Consider the following 15,484-nt stretch of genomic DNA (forward strand, 5'->3'; position numbering starts at 1 on the left):
TGCAACGGCGATCTCCCCTTCCCCGCGAGGGGGAAGGGGCTCGGGATCCTACATCCGCTCGGGCGCCTCGATGCCGAGCAGGTCCAGGGCCAGCTCCAGCTGGCGCAGGGTCGTCTCGGCCAAGGCCAAGCGCGAGCCGCGCATCTCTTCGGTGTCGGCGCTCATGATCGGGCAGGCGGCGTAGAACTTCGAGAAGACCTGGGCCAGCTTGTAGGCGTGCTCGGCGATGAAGTTCGGGGCCTTCTTGTCGTAGGCCTCGCCCAGCGCGCCCTCGAAGGCGTCGAGCAGCATGGCCAGATCCCGCTCGGCCGGCTCGCGGATCTCGATCCGCCCCGCCGTCGCGCCCGCCTCGGCCGCGCGGCGCAGCACGCTCTTGATGCGCACCGACTGGTACAGCAGGTACGGCCCCGTCTTGCCCTCGAAGCTGGTGAAGCGGTCGAGGTCGAAGACGTAGGAGGTGCCGCGGAAGTTCTGCAGGTCGGCGAACTTCAGCGCCGCGACGCCGACCTTGTGCGCGGTGTCCTCGAACTGCTCCTCGGAAAGCTCGGCCCCGAGGCCGGCTTCGCGCAGGCGTTCGCGCGCCTTCTCGCGAGCCATTTCGATCAGGTCGTGCAGCTTCAGGACGCCGCCGGCGCGGGTCTTGAACGGCTTGCCGTCCGGCCCGTTCATGGTGCCGAAGCCGATATGCTCCAGCGAGCCCTCCTCGGCGTAGCCGGCCAGATAGGCGGCGCGGAACACCGTCTCGAAGTGGTCGGCCTGGCGCTGGTCGACGCAGTAGAGAATGAGGTGCGGGTCGAACGACTTGCGGCGATCCAGGATCGTGGCGAGATCGGTCGTGCCGTACATGGCCGAGCCCTCGGACGAGACCACCAGCAGCGGCGGCACGTCTCGCTTGTCGCCCTCGCGGGCCACGCGGACGATGCGGGCGCCCTGGTCCTCGACCAGCAGGCCCTTGACCTCCAGCTGATGGACCATCGGCTCGATCAGGTCGTTGACGTCGCTCTCGCCCTTCCAGAGGTCGAAGTCGACGCCCAGGGCGTGGAACTCGCGCTCCAGGGCCACGCGGCTGACCTTGACGAAGTGACGCCACAGCAGCCGATAGCCGAAGCGGCCGTTCTGCAGCTCGGCGGTCGCCTTGCGCGCGCGCTCCTTGAAGCCCGGATCTTCCTTCTGGCGCAGCGAGGCGGCCGGATAGACGCGGTCGAGGTCGGCGAGGGTGATCCGTCGGTCGAACTCGGCCATCAGCTTGGCCTCGTCGGCGGGGGAGAAGCCGCGCGGCGCCTCGGGCAGCTTCTCCATCAGGGCGCGGATGAAGGGATCCTCGTCCATCAGGGCGCTGATCAGCAAGCCCATCTGGAAGCCCCAGTCGCCGAAGTGGGCGTCGCCGACCACTTCGTCGCCGCGGAAGCGATAGAGCCGCTTGACCGACTCGCCGATGATCGAGGCCCGCAGGTGCCCCACGTGCATCGGCTTGGCGACGTTGGGGCCGGCATAGTCGACCAGCACGCGACGCGGCGCGTCGAGCAGTTGGGCCCCGGCGCGAGCGTCGGCCGCGATCTCGCGGGCGCGGGCCGACAGGGCCTCGTCGCTGACCCGCATGTTGATGAAGCCGACGCCGGCGATCTCCACCGACGCCAGGCGCGGATCACCCTTGAGGATGTCGACCACCTGCACGGCGATCTCGCGCGGGTTACGCTTGGCGCTCTTGGCGGCCGCCAGGGCGCCGTTGCACTGGAAATCGGCCAGGTCCGGACGGTCGGAGGCGGTGACGCGTCCGAATTCGGGGGGCAGTCCGGCGGCCTGGAAAGCGGCCGCGGCCGCTTCGCTCAAGGACCGCTTCAAATCGTTCATTGCTTGGTGGAGGTCCCTGCTTGGCCGGCTTGGCCCGACGTGTTCTGGGCGGTCTGGCCGGCGTTGACCCGGAAGCGCTTACCCTCGCGATTGAAGGCGGCCATCTCCGGCGTCACGTCGAAGCCGAGCAGCACCTCGAAATTGCCGCCGCTGACCTTGGCGTCGGCGCGCGGGATGGTGATCTGCTCGATCGTCTGGGTGGTATAGACGCGATCCTGGCCGGGCGAGAAGCTGACCGGCAGGTCGAAATATTCCTTGGCGATCACGGCCTGATTCCGCTCGGTGACGGCGACCCAGTAGCGATAGGTGTGCTTGTCGCCCTGCGCCGTCGGACCGCGACCCAGCTGGAACAGCGCCTCGACGCGGATCTTGATCGGCTCGTCGCTCTTGTAGGCGCAGCCGGAGGTCAGGCTCTGGATCTCGCCGGTGAAGCCGGCCTGGCTGGCCGCCTCCTTGCCGTCCTTGAACTCGATATAGCGGCTGGCGTCGTACAGCACCTTCACATAGGGGCAGGGGCCGGCGTTGCGCAGCTGCGGCAGCGGCGCCTTGGGCTGGTTCCACTCCTCGTCGCGCTTCTTCTTCTTGGCGGAGTCGTCGTCCCCGCCGCCGCCTTGGTCGCCGCTCGGCCGGCGCTGGGCCAGAGCGGTCGTCGCCGTCGCGGCGATCGAGACGGCCATCAGGGCGCTGAGGGCGAGCGTGAAGGTGCGGCGCATGAAACGTCGGTTCCGAGAAGAAAGAGAGCCAAGCGGGACCTTGAGCCCCCGTCGGCGTCATGCAGCCTGATAAAGGCATATGCGTGACGTCGCAACGACGCAGACTCCTGGCGCCTGGCGGCCGGACCCACTAGGTTCCGCGCCATGACCGCCGATACGCCCGCCCGTCGCCCGATCTCGCTCGTCCTGGCCAGCCCGCGCGGCTTCTGCGCCGGCGTCGATCGCGCCATCCAGATCGTCGAGCGCGCGGTCGAGAAGTTCGGCGCGCCGGTCTATGTGCGCCACGAGATCGTCCACAACCGCCACGTGGTCGACCGGCTGAAGGCGCTGGGCGCGGTGTTCATCGAGGAGCTGTCCGAGGCGCCCGACGACCGCCCGGTGGTGTTCTCGGCCCACGGCGTGCCGAAATCGGTGCCGGCCGAGGCGCAATCGCGGCAGATGATCTATCTGGACGCTACCTGCCCGCTGGTCTCCAAGGTGCATGTCGAGGCCCAAAAGCACTACGACGCCGGCCGCGAGATCGTGCTGATCGGCCACGCCGGCCACCCCGAAGTCATCGGCACCATGGGCCAGCTGCCCGAGGGCTCCGTCACCCTGATCGAGGACATCGACGACGCGGCCGCCTGGGAGCCGAAGGATGCCGCCAACGTGGCCTTCCTGACCCAGACCACCCTGTCGGTGGACGACACGGCCGACATGGTGGCCCTGCTGCGCGAACGCTTCCCCGGCATCGCCGCGCCGCACAAGGAAGACATCTGCTACGCCACGACGAACCGCCAGGACGCGGTCAAGCACCTGGCGGAAAAGGCCGAGCTCGTCCTGGTGGTCGGCTCGAAGAACTCGTCGAACTCGGTGCGGCTGAAGGAAGTCGGGCTGAAGGCCGGCGCCCGCGAGGCTCACCTGATCGACGACGCCTCGGGCATCGACTGGACCTGGTTCGACGGCGTCTCGCGCGTGGGCCTCACGGCCGGGGCCTCGGCGCCCGAGGACCTGGTGCAGGGGGTGATCGACGCGATTTCGGCCCGGTTCGACACGACGGTCGAGGAACTGGTCGAGGCGCGGGAGACGATTACGTTCAAGCTGCCGAGGCTGCTGACGGCTTAGGGTGGTTCCAAACTCAGGCCAGCGCGTCGTAGACGACGAACCTGGCGGCCTTGGCGGAGGACATGGCGTTCGCAAGCTCGCGGTCATGATAGCCGGGCAACGTTTTGAGCAAGGCGATGAAGTCATGAACTCCAATCGCCTCCAACGGAAAGATGCCCGTTGGCTCCGCGGCTTCGGAGTAGAGCAGGAACACGACGTCCTCGCCCCAAGGTCCGCTGGCGTCGGTGGCGACAACGACCCGCCGCAATTCGCTCACCAGAACCGTGCGTTCGGTCCCCTGCCCGTCGTTGATTGTGATTAAGTCGTCAACAACCGCGACCGTCCAAGAGGGCGGCTTGCCTTTAGCGATCCACGTCCTCAACCATTCCAACACCATGAAGCCACGCTATGGACCGATGGTCATGTCCGCAACGGGTGGTTTGCGGACGTAGCGCCCCCTCTCTCTTAGAGAGAGGGGGCGCCCTCCGCTCAGAAGCAGCGAGCACTGCGATCGCGGCTTTACCCACCCGGTTCCAGTCGATTTGAATAGGAACAGCCCCTATGCCAAACGTGTCGAAGGGTATGATCTGGAAATTTACCTGATCGCCGAGATGTTGCTTCGCGTCATCTAGGTTTGGCTCGCTCATGCATTCAAGAGCAGAACCTATGTCGCGAACGAAAGTGAGTACATCGGCCTCCGTTGGCTCATCGCCATACCGTCGACGGTAGTTTATCGAGAAGTATTTCGCTAAAATATCTACGGGCAATGCATATGCCGCCCGATACGATCTCTCTACACGCTCGCCGGCGAGTTCGACTAAATAGGAAACGTCCCGAGAGTAGACCGGAACGTCGAAATGGATTTCATCGGTTCGATATTCCACGGGCCAATTTATCCGGACGCCTTGTTCGTTGTGGAAGTCTCCGCCTTGAACGTCGCCCCCGGATCGTCGAATCCAAATTCCGCGTCCAGCGTCCTCTACAACGAAGTTGCCGGTTCTCTTGAATTCTGGCTGGCCAATCCCGAGCAAGTTTTGAGCTCCGGCTAGGTAGCGAGAGAGCGGCCCAAAAGGCCGCGAACGTTAAGCGGGCAGAGCCGTCCCTGATAGAAGCAGACATTCCCAATATCGCCAACGGGTCGAAAGCCGCCCTCCGCGTCGGGTGCGATCCTTACATCTCTTGGAGGCTGCAGCGTGCAGGGCTGATCAGGTCAGTCAAGGACGGCTTTGCCGCCGCGGCGCAGCCGCCCAGAGGGCGGTCCTTGAGTGACCTGATCAGCCCTGCGATCGTCTCGCCGTGAGATGTAAGGAGGGCTTCCTTCCGCGCGGAAGGTCGCTCACTTCGCAAGCAGTTCAAACGTCGCCGAAAAGCGCTCAAGGATTTCCTGACCTAGCTCGACCTGCCATTCCAATTCGGCATCTCGACCAACAACGCCAGGGCTCGCTGGCGAAAGCGGCCACATGGGAGCTGGCTTGCCTTCAGTCTCGTCCATAGCGCGCCTCCTTTCTTCCCCTTTATCATGTCCAGCGCCAAGCACCTCCCCCTTGACCGCCAGCCTCCCCTCCCGCATCCCGGCGGCATGGCCGTCTATACCGACATCACCGACGCTGAACTCGAGACCTTCCTGGAAGGCTACGACCTGGGCGCGCCGCTGGCGTTCAAGGGCATCGCCGAGGGCACGGAGAACTCCAACTTCCTGCTGGAAACCGAGAAGGGTCGCTACATTCTCACCGTCTACGAGCGGCGGGTGAAGGCCGACGATCTGCCCTATTTCCTGAACCTGCTGACCTGGCTGGCCGACCGGGGCTATCCCAGCGCGCGGCCGGTCGCCGATCGCGCCGGCAAGACCCTCGCGACCCTGCGCGGCAAGGCCGCCGCCATCGTCGAGTTCCTGCCGGGCCTGTCGGTGCGCAAGCCCACCGCCGCCCACTGCCGCGAGGCCGGCGAGGGCCTGGCCTGGCTACACCTGGCCGGCGAGGGCTATGGCGGCCGCCGCGCCAACGACCTGGGCCAGGCCGCCTGGTCGCCGCTGTTCGCCAAGCACCGCAAGGCGGCCGACGACCTCAAGCCCGGCCTCTCGGCGGTGATCGACCAGGACCTGGCGCAGCTGGCCCTGATGTGGCCCCGAAACCTGCCCGCCGGAACGATCCACGCCGACTATTTTCCGGACAACGTCTTCTTCAAGCCGGACGGCAAGTTCGCCGCGACGATCGACTTCTACTTCGCCTGCGAGGACGCCTACGCCTACGACGTCGCGATCATGCTGAACGCCTGGTGCTTCGAGGCCGACGGCAGTTTCAACATCACCGCGGCCAAGGCCCTGCTGAACGGCTATGAGCGCCGCCGGCCGCTGAGCCCGGCCGAGAAGGAAGCCTTGCCGATCCTGGCGCGCGGCGCGGCGCTGCGCTTCTTCCTGACCCGCCTGGCCGACTGGGGCGCGACGCCCGCCGGGGCGCTGGTCAAGCCCAAGGACCCGCTGGAATACGAGCGCAAGCTGGCCGTCCACCGTGAAGGCCTGACGCTGTTCGCATGACCCCGACGGTGACGATCTATACGGACGGGGCCTGCAAGGGGAATCCCGGCCCCGGCGGCTGGGGCGCCATCCTGATGTATGGCGACAAGAAGAAGGAAATCTCGGGCGGCGAGCCCGGGACGACCAACAACCGCATGGAGCTGATGGCGGCGATCCAGGCGCTGGAGCTCCTGAACCGTCCGTGCCGCGTGGAACTCCACACCGACAGCCAGTACGTGATGAAGGGCATCCAGGAGTGGATCCGGGGCTGGAAGGCGCGCGGCTGGAAGACCGCCGACAAGAGCCCGGTCAAGAACGACGACCTCTGGAAACGGCTGGACGCCGCGCGCGAGCGCCACGACGTGCAGTGGCGCTGGGTCAAGGGCCACGCCGGCCACCCGCTGAACGAACGCGCCGACGCGCTGGCGAACGAGGGGCTGCGCGCGGCCAATCCGCGCTTCGGCTAAGGTCGTTTAGCGTCAGAAGGGATCACCCACCGCAAGCCAGACAGGTCCTAGGCGACCGGCTCCGGCGCATAGGTCGCCAGCACCTCGGGATCCCAGTTCGGCAGGATGCGGCCCAGGTTGACCTCGATCCAGTCGGCGAGCGCGCGCACGCGCTGGGCGACCTCCAGCCCCAACGGCGTCAGGCTGTATTCGACATGCGGCGGCACCACCTCGAACGCCTGGCGGCGGACGAAGCCGTCGCCCTCCAGCTGCTTGAGCGTCTGAGCCAGCATCCGCTCGCTGACGCCGCCCACCTGTCGCCTGAGCTGGCTGAACCGCAGCGCGCCCGTCTCCAGCGCCATCAGCACCAGGACGCCCCAGCGGCTGGTGACGTGGTTGAGCACCTCGCGCGAGGGGCAGGCGACCGCCATCACGTTCCCCTGAAGCCCCCCTTCGGCGACGACTTCGGACAAGGGGCGGCGCGCGGCGTCCCCGGAAAGGTGAAGCTTTTCCATACTTACATAAAAGTGCGTACTTACGAAAAATAAGCAAGGATTTTGGATGGCGGCGATCCTCTGAACAGGAGCAGGACCATGACGATCATCGCCGTCACCGGCGCCACCGGCCATTTGGGCCGCCTGGTCATCGAGCAGCTGAAGACCCGCGCGCCGGCCGACGGCCTAGTCGCCCTGGCGCGTGATCCGACCAGGGCCGCGGATCTCGGCGTCGACGTCCGAGCCGCCGACTACGACAAGCCCGAGACCCTGGGCCCGGCCCTCGCCGGCGTCGATGTCCTGCTGCTGATCTCCAGCGACGCGATCGGCCAGCGCGTATCCCAGCACCGCGCGGTGATCGAGGCGGCCAAGGCCGCCGGGGCGCAGCGGATCGTCTACACCAGCATCCTCAAGGCCGACGCCACGCCGATCGGCCTGGGCGAGGAGCATCGCGCCACCGAGGCGATGATCCGGGACTCCGGCCTGGCCTACACCCTGCTGCGCAACGGCTGGTACCTCGAGAACTACGCCGGCGCGATCGCCGGCGCCCTGGCGTCGGGGACCTTCATCGGCAGCGCCGGCGAAGGCCGCATCTCGGCCGCCGCGCGCGCCGACTACGCCGACGCCGCCGCCGTCGTGCTGACGACCGAGGGCCACGCGGGCCAGACCTACGAACTGGCGGGCGACGAGGCGTTCACCATGGCGCAGCTCGCCGCCGAGGCCTCGCGCCAGACCGGCCGCGCGCTGACCTACGCCGACCTCCCGCAAGAGGCCTACGCCAAGGCGCTGGAAGGCGTCGGCCTGCCGCCGCCGGTCGCCGCCATGCTCGCCCAGTCCGATGTCGGCGCCGCCCAGGACGCGCTGTTCGATGAAGACCGGCGGCTCTCGCGCCTGATCGGCCGCCCGACCACGCCTTGGCGGGCGTTCGTCGCGGGCGTCCTGGAGTCCCTTTAGCCCGCTGGCCCGGATCGCCCGAGAACCCTGTGGGCGATCCGGGCTTTTCGCTCGCCACGACGCGGCGGGTCTGCGATGGGCGGTCCATGAAGGTCGTCGGCTATTATCGCGTCCCGCCCGCGCGAGGGGTGTTCTTCAGCCCGGCCCAGGAGGAGCGCCTGCTGCTGCTGGGCTGCGAGCAGGTGTTCAGCGACCGCTGCCTGGCCTCCGGCGTCGTGCGTCCGGGGCTGGAGCGGGCCCTGGACGCGCTGGAGCCCGGCGGCGTGCTGGCCGCGCCCAGCCTGCACGCCCTCGGCGGCGACCTCGTCGCGGTTCTGGACGTCGCGCTGAAGCTGCGCGCCCGCGGCCTGAACCTGGTCGTCCAGCAGCCCGAGATCGACACCCGCGCGGATGCCGGCTTCTTCGCGGCCGTCGCGGCCCTTGCCGCCTTCAACGGCGAGCGCGCCCTGGTCCGGCGGACCGAGACGGCCTTGGTCGCTAGGGGCGCCAACGCGGGCGGCATGAAGGGGCTGAAGGCGGCGGCCCCGGCGGGGGCCGAGACCGACGACCAAGACGAGGAAGACTAGACCAACGCCCTTCCCCGTCGTGTCATCCCCGCCGAAGCGTAGCGCAGCGCCGGGATCACGCTGGGATTTTAAGGCCCCTAGACCTTCAGCCGATACCCGGTCTTGAAGATCCACCAGACCCCGGTGAGGCAAACGACGAGGAACACCGCCGTCATGCCCAGGCTCACGCCCACCCCGACGTCCGACTGGCCGTAGAAGCTCCAGCGGAAGCCGCTGATCAGATAGACGACCGGGTTGAACAGGGTGACCTTCTGCCAGATCGGCGGCAGCATCTTGATCGAATAGAAGCTGCCGCCCAGGAAGGTCAGCGGCGTGACGACCAGCAGCGGCACGATCTGCAGCTTCTGGAAGTCGTCGGCCAGCACGCCGATGATGAAGCCGAACAGGCTGAAGGTCACCGAGGTCAGGACCAGGAACAGGATCATCACCATCGGATGGGCGATCTCGAACGGCACGAAGATCCGGGCGGTGGCCAGGATCAGGAGGCCCAGGCAGATCGACTTGGTGGCCGCCGCGCCGACATAGCCGGTCACCGCCTCGAACCAGGCGACCGGGGCCGACAGCAGCTCGTAGATCGTGCCGGCCCACTTGGGCATGTAGATGCCGAAGGAGGCGTTGGAGATGCTCTCGCCCAGCAGCGACAGCATGATCAGGCCCGGCACGATGAACGCGCCGTAGCTGACGCCGTCGATGGCCTGCATGCGCGAGCCGATCGCCGAGCCGAACACCACGAAATAGAGGCTCGTGGACAGCACCGGCGAGATGACGCTCTGGGCCAGGGTGCGGAACCACCGCGCCATCTCGAAGCGGTAGATGGCCTTGATCGCGAACAGGTTCATTGCGGGGCCCTCACCAGGCTGACGAAGATGTCTTCCAGCGAGCTCTGGTCGGTCTTCAGGTCCTTGAACTCGACGCCCTGCTCGGCCAGGCGCTTGAGCAGGCTGGCCACGCCGGTGTCCTCGGCCTGCCCGTCGAAGGTGTAGACGAGGTCGGCGCCGTTGCTCGTCAGGCTCAGCGACGGATCGGCGAGGCTCGCCGGCAGGGCCGTCATCGGCTCCTTCAGGTGCACGGTCAGCTGCTTCTTGCCGAGCTTGCGCATCAGCACGGCCTTGTCCTCGACCAGGATGATCTCGCCCTTGTTGATCACCCCGATCCGGTCGGCCATCTCCTCGGCCTCCTCGATATAGTGGGTGGTCAGGATGATGGTGACGCCGCTCTCCCGGAGCCGGCGGACCATCTCCCACATGTCGCGGCGCAGCTCGACGTCGACGCCGGCCGTGGGCTCGTCCAGGAACAGGATGGTCGGCTCGTGGCTGAGGGCCTTGGCGATCATCACCCGCCGCTTCATGCCGCCCGACAGCGCCATGATCTTGCTGTCCTTCTTGTCCCAGAGCGACAGGTCGCGAAGGATCTTCTCGATCAGGGCGTCGTTGCGCGGCTTGCCGAACAGGCCGCGCGAGAAGCTGACCGTGGCCCACACCGTCTCGAAGGCGTCGGTGTTCAGCTCCTGCGGCACCAGGCCGATCTTGGAACGGGCGGCGCGGTAGTCCTTCACCACGTCGTGGCCGTCGGCCAGCACCACGCCCTGGCTCGGATTGACGATGCCGCAGATGATGCTGATCAGGGTGGTCTTGCCCGCCCCGTTCGGCCCCAGCAGGGCGAAGATCTCGCCTTTTCGGATATCGAGGTCGATCGTCTTCAGGGCCTGATGGCCCGACGCATAGGTCTTGGTCAGACCCTTCACGAAAATAATCGAGGTCACGCCCTCTCCCCTGACGCGATGCGACGCGTCCCTACAACAAGCCCCAGTTGCTCGCGGCCTAGATGGTGCGGCGTGGCCGCGATAACAGGGGGCGGCGCCGACTTCCGTCAGCTGGGCAGCTTGCGGACCTTCAGGGTCGCGCCGTCGACGCCGATGACGACGACCTCCTGGCTGATGGCCGGGATCGGCTCGTCGGTCTCGGCCGCCCAGTCCTTGCCGTCGACGAAGACGCGGCCGCGGCCCTGCTCGAAGGTCGACAGCACCTGGCCGCGCTGGCCGATCAGCCGCTGGGCGGGATCGTTGAGATCCGGCGCGCCAGGCGGCTCCAGCACCGGCCTCAGGAACCGGCGGGCCGCATAGGTCGAGGCGATGGTCAGCACGGCGAACAGGCCGACCTCGATCACCAGCCCCGGATGGACGGCCTGGGCCACCAGCCCGACGACGAAGGCGCTGCCGGCCGGCCACAGGAGCCAGCCGGTGCCAGTCGCCACCTCGATCGCCAGCAGGGCCGCGGCGATGGCCAGCCAGACCCAGAGCGGATGCAGCGCGTGGAAGCCCCCCATGCGTCAGGCTCCGCGCTTGCCGCCGGCGGGCGTGGTGGTGGACGTCGAGGGACGCGGCGCGGGCTTGGGCGCGTCGGCGCCCAGCGACTTGATCAGCTCGCCGACCCCGGCGACCGAGCCCGTCAGGCTGGCGAAGTCGGCCGGCACGATCACGGTCTTCTGCTGCGGGCTGCGGGCCAGCTCGCCGAACGCTTCCACGTACTTCTGGGCGATGAAGTAGTTGATGGCGTTGACGTCGCCCTTGGAGATCGCCTCGGAGACGAAGGCGGTCGCCTTGGCCTCGGCCTCGGCTTCCCGCTCGCGCGCCTCGGCGTCGCGGAAGGCGGCCTCGCGACGGCCCTCGGCCTGCAGGATGGCCGACTGCTTCTGGCCCTCGGCGCGGGCGATCTGCGACTGCTTCTCGCCCTCGGCCTCGGTGATCACCGCGCGCTTCTCGCGCTCGGCCTTCATCTGGCGGGCCATGGCGTTGGTGATGTCCGGCGGCGGGGTCAGGTCCTTGATCTCGATCCGCGCCACCTTGACGCCCCACGGCCCGGTGGCGTGGTCGATGGTCGACAGCAGCCGCGTGTTGATCGCGTCGCGCTGCGAGAGCACCTCGTCGAGCTCCATCGAGCCGACCACGGTGCGCAGATTGGTCTGGGCCAGCTGGGTGATGGCGTAGATCAGATTGTCGACGCGATAGGCCGCCGCCGCGGCGTCCATCACCTGGATGAAGACGATCGCGTCGACCTTGACCGACACGTTATCCTTGGTGATGACCTCCTGCTGCGGGACGTCCAGCACCTGCTCCATCATGTTGACCCGCCGGCCGATCGTCTCGACGAACGGGGTCAGGATGGAGATGCCCGGCTTCAGGGTCCGGGTGTAGCGGCCGAACCGCTCGACGGTGAATTCGCGCCCCTGGGGCACGATCTTGATGACGCTGATCACCAGCACGAAGGCCAGGATCAACAGGACCAGCACGACGATCGAAGTGCCCAAGACGACGCTCCCCAACAACCTTTGGGTTGAGGTTAGCGCGCCGCCTCGCCGTCCGCCACGGAATCCGGCGTCGCGCCGGGATGAGTTGTCGGCCGCATCGACTGCGAGAGCTTCTGAGCCAGGGCCTGGCCTCGCCGGGCGGCGGCGGCCTCGGCCTTGCGGCTGGCCTCGTCGCAGAGCGGGAACTCGCTGCGGCGCGAGGCGAACCCGGTGTTGAACCGCTCGCGCATCTGGGCGTCGAAGGCCTGGTCGGCCTGCTCGACCTCGGTCAGGCGCACCATGCGCGAGCGCCAGAACTGGTCGGTCTCGCCCTGGCAGACCTGGCGCAGCGCGTGGCTCTCGCCCAGCACGTAGGAGAGATCGAGAAGCCGCTGGCGCTCGTCCGCCGCCCGCTCCTGGGCCAGCAGGGGCGTGGCGACGAACGCGCTCAACAAGACGCCGAGAAGGAACGGACGCGACATGGCGCTGTTATCGCCAAAGCCGGGCGGCCTGTCACGGCCCCGCGCCTCTGGCGCGAACGCGCGCCGGCCGTCGGGCGGGAAGGCGATGAATTTTCGCCAAAAGCTTGAGCGATAAAGGCCTTGCGATCGCCACGGTTCGGGGTTTCCCTGACGACACTGCAAGGAGGTCTGATCATGACTGAGGTGCATTACGGCGTCGTTCGTGTCGGCGACCACTGGTCGATCATCGGCGACCACCTGCGCTTTGGCGCCTACGAGACGCGGGACGAGGCCAGCGCCGCGGCGCGTCGCCTGGCCGAGCATCCGGCGGGCCTGGGCCTGCCCGTGCTGCTGCACGAACAGGAAGAAGACGGCGAGCTGCCGGGGCCGAGACCCCTGAGCTAGTCTCATCCGCGCGAAGATCGGCGTTTTGGGCTAGGCCTCGGCCGCCTCTTCCGCGTCGTCGCCGTACAGCAGCGGGCGGACCACGTTCCACACCTGCAGCACCGACGCGACCGCCCCGACGATCGAGGCGACCACCTGGAACGCTTGCCAGATCAGCGTGACCAGCGGGTCCTCGCCCAGCATGGCCGCCAGCGGATAGATCAGGTGGCTGACCGTGATCCTGAACTGGGCGTAGGCGGTGGAGTACTCCACCGAGGCCCCGGCGATCGCGGCCGTGACCACCACCGCCAGCACCGGCGCCCACAGCAGCGGCAGGATCAGCAGCAGGGCCAGGGCCGTGATCAGGGTCTTGGTGGAAAGGCCGACGTCCTTGACGACGGTGACGCCCACGCCGGCGATCACGGTCAGGCCCAGAAGGCCGAACGCCACCGGCAGGACGAGATCGGCCGTCCGCGCCAGCGGCAGGCGAACCCCGAACACCATCGCCGCCATCACCAGCAGGGTGACGACGAACGCGCCCAGCCAAAGCGCGCCGTATTGGCCGAGCCGTCGCCGCAGATGCCTTTTCGCGATCATCGCCGTCTTTCCCTCCGCCGCGCCGCGTTCGCCGAAAGGTGCTTCGGAAGACTCTCGGCGTCCACGGGAAACTAAGCCGTGTCCCGCGCGCTTTTACGAAGCCAACCGTCACCGGAGGTTCACATGACCGCCATGGCCCGTATCGCGCGCAGCACCGTCGAAGGCGACGCCGCGCCGCCCTATTCCGCCAATCGCCTGCTGGCCGCCCTGCGCCCGGACGCCCTGGCCGAGATCGCCCCGCACCTGGTTCTGGTGGACCTTCCCGTCGACGCGGTGCTGTTCGACGCCGGGGACGACGTCGAGCACACCTATCTGCCCTGCGGGCCCACCCAGGCGTCGCTTCTGGTCGTCACCTCGGACGGCCAGGAGATCGAAGCCGCCAGCATCGGTCGCGAAGGCGCGATCGGCGGCGTGGTCAGCGCGGGCTACAAGCCCGCCTATGGCCGGGCCGTGGTCCGCGTGCCGGGCCATGCCTTCTGCCTGCCGACCCAGCGCCTGGAGGAGATCAAGTCGCGGCTCGGCGTGGTGGCGGACCTGTTCGATCGCGCCGCCGACGTCTTCATCGCCCAGATGATGCAGCTGGTCGCCTGCAACGCCCTGCATCCGATCGAGCAGCGCGTCTGCCGCTGGCTGCTGTTCGCCCACGACCGCTCGGGCGACGAGCCGATCCGCCTGACCCAGGAGACCCTGGCCCAGATGCTGGGCGTGCAGCGCACGACGATCAGCGCGGTCGCCCGCGCGCTGCAGGAGTCGGACGTCATCCATATCGGCCGGGGCCGGGTCGAGGTGCTGGACCGGCCCGGCCTGGAACGGCGCGCCTGCGAATGCCACGCCGCTGTCGAGAGCCACTTCCAGCGGATCCTCCCCCGGGTCGAGGGCTAGGTCCGGAACCTCGCCGCCGTGTCGAGCGCCGCCTCGGCCTCGGCCATCAGGCGCCGCACGATCTCGCCGGCCGGCAGTATCTCGCGGACGCCGCCGGCGCTCTGGCCCATGGCGAAGCAGGACTTCGCCGGATCCAGCCCCTCGATCTGGCCGCCGATCCCGCCCATGGCTCCGGCCCGGATCGAGACCATGGCCTGCTGCGGGAACGGCTGGATGTCGGCCGGGCGGCCTTCCCAGTCGTCGACATAGGGGTTCTTCTTCACCCGCATCGGCTTGCCGGAGTAGCAGCGGGTGCGGATGGTGTCCTCGTCGGTGGCCTCGACGATGGCCTGACGGTAGAGGTCGCCGGCGTGGGCCTCGGCCGAGGCGATGAAGCGCGTGCCCATCCACACGCCCTGAGCGCCCAGGGCCAGGGCGGCGGCCAGGCCGCGACCGTCGTGCAGGCCGCCGGCCGCGACGACAGGGATCTTCACCGCCTCGACCGCCTGGGCCACCAGCGGCAAGGTGCCGACAAGGCCCGTGTGTCCACCGCCCTCGCCGCCCTGGCAGATGACCGCGTCGCAGCCGGCCTGCTCGGCCTTGACCGCGTGCTTCACCGCGCCGCAGACGACCATCACCTTCAGGCCCGCCGTCTTCAGCCGCTCGATGATCGGCATGGGCACACCCAGGCCGGCGACGAAGGACGAGGCGCCTTCCTCGATGATCACGTCGACGCTGGCCGTCAGGGCGTCGGGCGTGGCGGCCAAGAGGTCGACGCCGAACGGCCTGTCGGTCAGGCGGCGCACCTGCCGCATCTGCTCGCGGATGAAGTCGGGCGAGGTCCCGGCCATGCCCAGCACCCCGTAGCCGCCGGCGTTCGACACCGCCGCCGCCAGCGGCGCGTAGGACACCCCGCCCATGCCGGCCAGCAGGATCGGATGCTCGATATGCAGAAGATCGCAGAGCGGCGTGCGCAGCCCCATGGCCGTTCCTCCCGTGTCTTTTCCGGGAGGATCGAGGCCCGGACCTGGCCGGGCAAGCCTGCCGCGAGGGCAGGCCCTAGCCGCGCTTGGCCAGTTCGGTCTCGACGTCGGTGTCGTGCGTCCAGAAGCAGGCCATCATGCCGCTGAAGGCCAGGGCCAGCATCATCAGAAAGCCACGCGGCGGCGTCAGGCTGACAACGTCTTGGGGCGTCATCGTCTCGGTTTCCTCGTCGGCGCCCGGATCTGATGTCCAGGCTGCCAGACGGAAAGCTTCTCACCAGCGGGCCCGTTCCG

Annotated in this window: 21 protein-coding genes; 8 read left to right on the plus strand and 13 right to left on the minus strand. The window is 68.1% G+C overall.

The features are described 5' to 3' along the window. Positions 1-48: 48 nt before the first annotated feature. Positions 49-1,851, minus strand: coding sequence for an arginine--tRNA ligase (locus Q0V34_RS14415; RefSeq protein ID WP_297513062.1), 1,803 nt, complete (start codon positions 1,849-1,851; stop codon positions 49-51). Next, positions 1,848-2,564 carry a Tat pathway signal sequence domain protein gene (locus Q0V34_RS14420; protein WP_297513064.1) on the minus strand — a complete coding sequence of 239 codons (717 nt, stop codon included), beginning with the start codon at positions 2,562-2,564 and terminating at the stop codon, positions 1,848-1,850. The genes Q0V34_RS14415 and Q0V34_RS14420 overlap by 4 nt, the downstream gene beginning before the upstream one ends. A gap of 144 nt (positions 2,565-2,708) precedes the next feature. Here Q0V34_RS14420 and ispH point away from each other — a divergent pair, with 144 nt between their 5' ends. Then, positions 2,709-3,668 carry a 4-hydroxy-3-methylbut-2-enyl diphosphate reductase gene (ispH, locus tag Q0V34_RS14425; RefSeq protein ID WP_297513065.1) on the plus strand — a complete coding sequence of 320 codons (960 nt, stop codon included), beginning with the start codon at positions 2,709-2,711 and terminating at the stop codon, positions 3,666-3,668. A 13-nt stretch (positions 3,669-3,681) separates the two neighbouring features. On the opposite strand, the gene Q0V34_RS14430 is transcribed toward ispH, so the two are convergent. Then, the gene (locus tag Q0V34_RS14430) at positions 3,682-4,044 is read right to left on the minus strand and encodes a hypothetical protein (protein ID WP_297513067.1); all 363 of its coding nucleotides are present in this window, start codon (positions 4,042-4,044) and stop codon (positions 3,682-3,684) included. A 460-nt stretch (positions 4,045-4,504) separates the two neighbouring features. On the opposite strand from Q0V34_RS14430, the gene Q0V34_RS14435 reads away from it, so the two are divergent. Then, the gene (locus Q0V34_RS14435; RefSeq protein ID WP_297513069.1) at positions 4,505-4,696 is read left to right on the plus strand and encodes a hypothetical protein; all 192 of its coding nucleotides are present in this window, start codon (positions 4,505-4,507) and stop codon (positions 4,694-4,696) included. A 287-nt stretch (positions 4,697-4,983) separates the two neighbouring features. On the opposite strand, the gene Q0V34_RS14440 is transcribed toward Q0V34_RS14435, so the two are convergent. Then, a complete protein-coding gene (locus tag Q0V34_RS14440; RefSeq protein ID WP_297513071.1) occupies positions 4,984-5,139 on the minus strand; it encodes a hypothetical protein in 156 nt (51 codons plus the stop codon). An 87-nt stretch (positions 5,140-5,226) separates the two neighbouring features. Here Q0V34_RS14440 and thrB point away from each other — a divergent pair, with 87 nt between their 5' ends. After that, complete coding sequence (gene thrB / locus Q0V34_RS14445; protein WP_297513073.1) at positions 5,227-6,180, plus strand: homoserine kinase; 954 nt, start codon at positions 5,227-5,229, stop codon at positions 6,178-6,180. Continuing rightward, positions 6,177-6,626: a ribonuclease HI gene (gene rnhA, locus Q0V34_RS14450; protein ID WP_297513075.1), complete on the plus strand. Its 450-nt coding sequence runs from the start codon at positions 6,177-6,179 to the stop codon at positions 6,624-6,626. The genes thrB and rnhA overlap by 4 nt, the downstream gene beginning before the upstream one ends. A gap of 47 nt (positions 6,627-6,673) precedes the next feature. Here the strand turns inward: rnhA and Q0V34_RS14455 are convergent, their stop codons facing one another. Continuing rightward, positions 6,674-7,120: a helix-turn-helix domain-containing protein gene (locus Q0V34_RS14455; RefSeq protein ID WP_297513077.1), complete on the minus strand. Its 447-nt coding sequence runs from the start codon at positions 7,118-7,120 to the stop codon at positions 6,674-6,676. 78 nt (positions 7,121-7,198) lie between these two features. Here Q0V34_RS14455 and Q0V34_RS14460 point away from each other — a divergent pair, with 78 nt between their 5' ends. Together Q0V34_RS14460 and Q0V34_RS14465 are read left to right on the plus strand one after the other, a co-directional pair. Then, positions 7,199-8,053 (plus strand): SDR family oxidoreductase, encoded by an 855-nt coding sequence (locus Q0V34_RS14460; protein ID WP_297513078.1) that lies wholly within the window; start codon positions 7,199-7,201, stop codon positions 8,051-8,053. An 86-nt stretch (positions 8,054-8,139) separates the two neighbouring features. Continuing rightward, on the plus strand, positions 8,140-8,619 hold the full coding sequence (locus tag Q0V34_RS14465; RefSeq protein WP_297513080.1) for a recombinase family protein: 480 nt from the start codon (positions 8,140-8,142) through the stop codon (positions 8,617-8,619). A 77-nt stretch (positions 8,620-8,696) separates the two neighbouring features. Here Q0V34_RS14465 and Q0V34_RS14470 read toward each other — a convergent pair whose 3' ends face one another. The 5 genes from Q0V34_RS14470 to Q0V34_RS14490 form a co-directional block, all read right to left on the minus strand. Next, a complete protein-coding gene (locus tag Q0V34_RS14470) occupies positions 8,697-9,458 on the minus strand; it encodes an ABC transporter permease (RefSeq protein ID WP_297513082.1) in 762 nt (253 codons plus the stop codon). Beyond that, positions 9,455-10,381, minus strand: a complete 927-nt coding sequence (locus Q0V34_RS14475) for an ABC transporter ATP-binding protein (protein ID WP_297513083.1) — start codon at positions 10,379-10,381, stop codon at positions 9,455-9,457. Before Q0V34_RS14475 ends, Q0V34_RS14470 begins: the two co-directional genes overlap by 4 nt. A 107-nt stretch (positions 10,382-10,488) precedes the next feature. After that, positions 10,489-10,944 (minus strand): NfeD family protein, encoded by a 456-nt coding sequence (locus tag Q0V34_RS14480; protein WP_297513084.1) that lies wholly within the window; start codon positions 10,942-10,944, stop codon positions 10,489-10,491. A 3-nt stretch (positions 10,945-10,947) separates the two neighbouring features. Further along, entirely contained in the window at positions 10,948-11,925 is a 978-nt protein-coding gene (locus tag Q0V34_RS14485) for an SPFH domain-containing protein (protein ID WP_297513086.1), read from the minus strand. Positions 11,926-11,957: 32 nt separating this feature from the next. Further along, the gene (locus tag Q0V34_RS14490) at positions 11,958-12,386 is read right to left on the minus strand and encodes a TIGR02301 family protein (protein WP_297513088.1); all 429 of its coding nucleotides are present in this window, start codon (positions 12,384-12,386) and stop codon (positions 11,958-11,960) included. Between the two features lie 174 nt (positions 12,387-12,560). Between Q0V34_RS14490 and Q0V34_RS14495 the strand changes: the two genes are divergently transcribed. Beyond that, positions 12,561-12,770, plus strand: a complete 210-nt coding sequence (locus tag Q0V34_RS14495; protein ID WP_297513090.1) for a hypothetical protein — start codon at positions 12,561-12,563, stop codon at positions 12,768-12,770. 30 nt (positions 12,771-12,800) lie between these two features. Here Q0V34_RS14495 and Q0V34_RS14500 read toward each other — a convergent pair whose 3' ends face one another. Next, a complete protein-coding gene (locus Q0V34_RS14500) occupies positions 12,801-13,346 on the minus strand; it encodes a hypothetical protein (protein ID WP_297513092.1) in 546 nt (181 codons plus the stop codon). A gap of 123 nt (positions 13,347-13,469) precedes the next feature. On the opposite strand from Q0V34_RS14500, the gene Q0V34_RS14505 reads away from it, so the two are divergent. Further along, positions 13,470-14,228: a Crp/Fnr family transcriptional regulator gene (locus tag Q0V34_RS14505; protein ID WP_297513094.1), complete on the plus strand. Its 759-nt coding sequence runs from the start codon at positions 13,470-13,472 to the stop codon at positions 14,226-14,228. On the opposite strand, the gene Q0V34_RS14510 is transcribed toward Q0V34_RS14505, so the two are convergent. Both Q0V34_RS14510 and Q0V34_RS14515 read right to left on the minus strand, forming a co-directional pair. Further along, complete coding sequence (locus Q0V34_RS14510) at positions 14,225-15,190, minus strand: nitronate monooxygenase family protein (protein ID WP_297513096.1); 966 nt, start codon at positions 15,188-15,190, stop codon at positions 14,225-14,227. The two genes, Q0V34_RS14505 and Q0V34_RS14510, sit on opposite strands and share 4 nt — an antisense overlap. 76 nt (positions 15,191-15,266) lie before the next feature. Continuing rightward, entirely contained in the window at positions 15,267-15,404 is a 138-nt protein-coding gene (locus Q0V34_RS14515) for a hypothetical protein (RefSeq protein ID WP_297513098.1), read from the minus strand. Positions 15,405-15,484: the final 80 nt, after the last annotated feature.

This window comes from uncultured Caulobacter sp. (assembly GCF_947036865.1).
Lineage (GTDB): Bacteria > Pseudomonadota > Alphaproteobacteria > Caulobacterales > Caulobacteraceae > Caulobacter.

Coding starts and splice junctions, on each gene's coding strand:
- Q0V34_RS14495 (WP_297513090.1), top strand. CDS start 12,561: ATGACTGAGGTGCATTACGGCGTCGTTCGTGTCGGCGACCACTGGTCG.
- Q0V34_RS14440 (WP_297513071.1), bottom strand. CDS start 5,139: ATGGACGAGACTGAAGGCAAGCCAGCTCCCATGTGGCCGCTTTCGCCA.
- Q0V34_RS14430 (WP_297513067.1), bottom strand. CDS start 4,044: ATGGTGTTGGAATGGTTGAGGACGTGGATCGCTAAAGGCAAGCCGCCC.
- rnhA (WP_297513075.1), top strand. CDS start 6,177: ATGACCCCGACGGTGACGATCTATACGGACGGGGCCTGCAAGGGGAAT.
- Q0V34_RS14515 (WP_297513098.1), bottom strand. CDS start 15,404: ATGACGCCCCAAGACGTTGTCAGCCTGACGCCGCCGCGTGGCTTTCTG.
- Q0V34_RS14460 (WP_297513078.1), top strand. CDS start 7,199: ATGACGATCATCGCCGTCACCGGCGCCACCGGCCATTTGGGCCGCCTG.
- Q0V34_RS14510 (WP_297513096.1), bottom strand. CDS start 15,190: ATGGGGCTGCGCACGCCGCTCTGCGATCTTCTGCATATCGAGCATCCG.
- Q0V34_RS14500 (WP_297513092.1), bottom strand. CDS start 13,346: ATGATCGCGAAAAGGCATCTGCGGCGACGGCTCGGCCAATACGGCGCG.
- Q0V34_RS14465 (WP_297513080.1), top strand. CDS start 8,140: ATGAAGGTCGTCGGCTATTATCGCGTCCCGCCCGCGCGAGGGGTGTTC.
- Q0V34_RS14505 (WP_297513094.1), top strand. CDS start 13,470: ATGACCGCCATGGCCCGTATCGCGCGCAGCACCGTCGAAGGCGACGCC.
- Q0V34_RS14480 (WP_297513084.1), bottom strand. CDS start 10,944: ATGGGGGGCTTCCACGCGCTGCATCCGCTCTGGGTCTGGCTGGCCATC.
- Q0V34_RS14435 (WP_297513069.1), top strand. CDS start 4,505: ATGGATTTCATCGGTTCGATATTCCACGGGCCAATTTATCCGGACGCC.
- thrB (WP_297513073.1), top strand. CDS start 5,227: ATGGCCGTCTATACCGACATCACCGACGCTGAACTCGAGACCTTCCTG.
- Q0V34_RS14470 (WP_297513082.1), bottom strand. CDS start 9,458: ATGAACCTGTTCGCGATCAAGGCCATCTACCGCTTCGAGATGGCGCGG.
- Q0V34_RS14490 (WP_297513088.1), bottom strand. CDS start 12,386: ATGTCGCGTCCGTTCCTTCTCGGCGTCTTGTTGAGCGCGTTCGTCGCC.
- ispH (WP_297513065.1), top strand. CDS start 2,709: ATGACCGCCGATACGCCCGCCCGTCGCCCGATCTCGCTCGTCCTGGCC.
- Q0V34_RS14420 (WP_297513064.1), bottom strand. CDS start 2,564: ATGCGCCGCACCTTCACGCTCGCCCTCAGCGCCCTGATGGCCGTCTCG.
- Q0V34_RS14415 (WP_297513062.1), bottom strand. CDS start 1,851: ATGAACGATTTGAAGCGGTCCTTGAGCGAAGCGGCCGCGGCCGCTTTC.
- Q0V34_RS14455 (WP_297513077.1), bottom strand. CDS start 7,120: ATGGAAAAGCTTCACCTTTCCGGGGACGCCGCGCGCCGCCCCTTGTCC.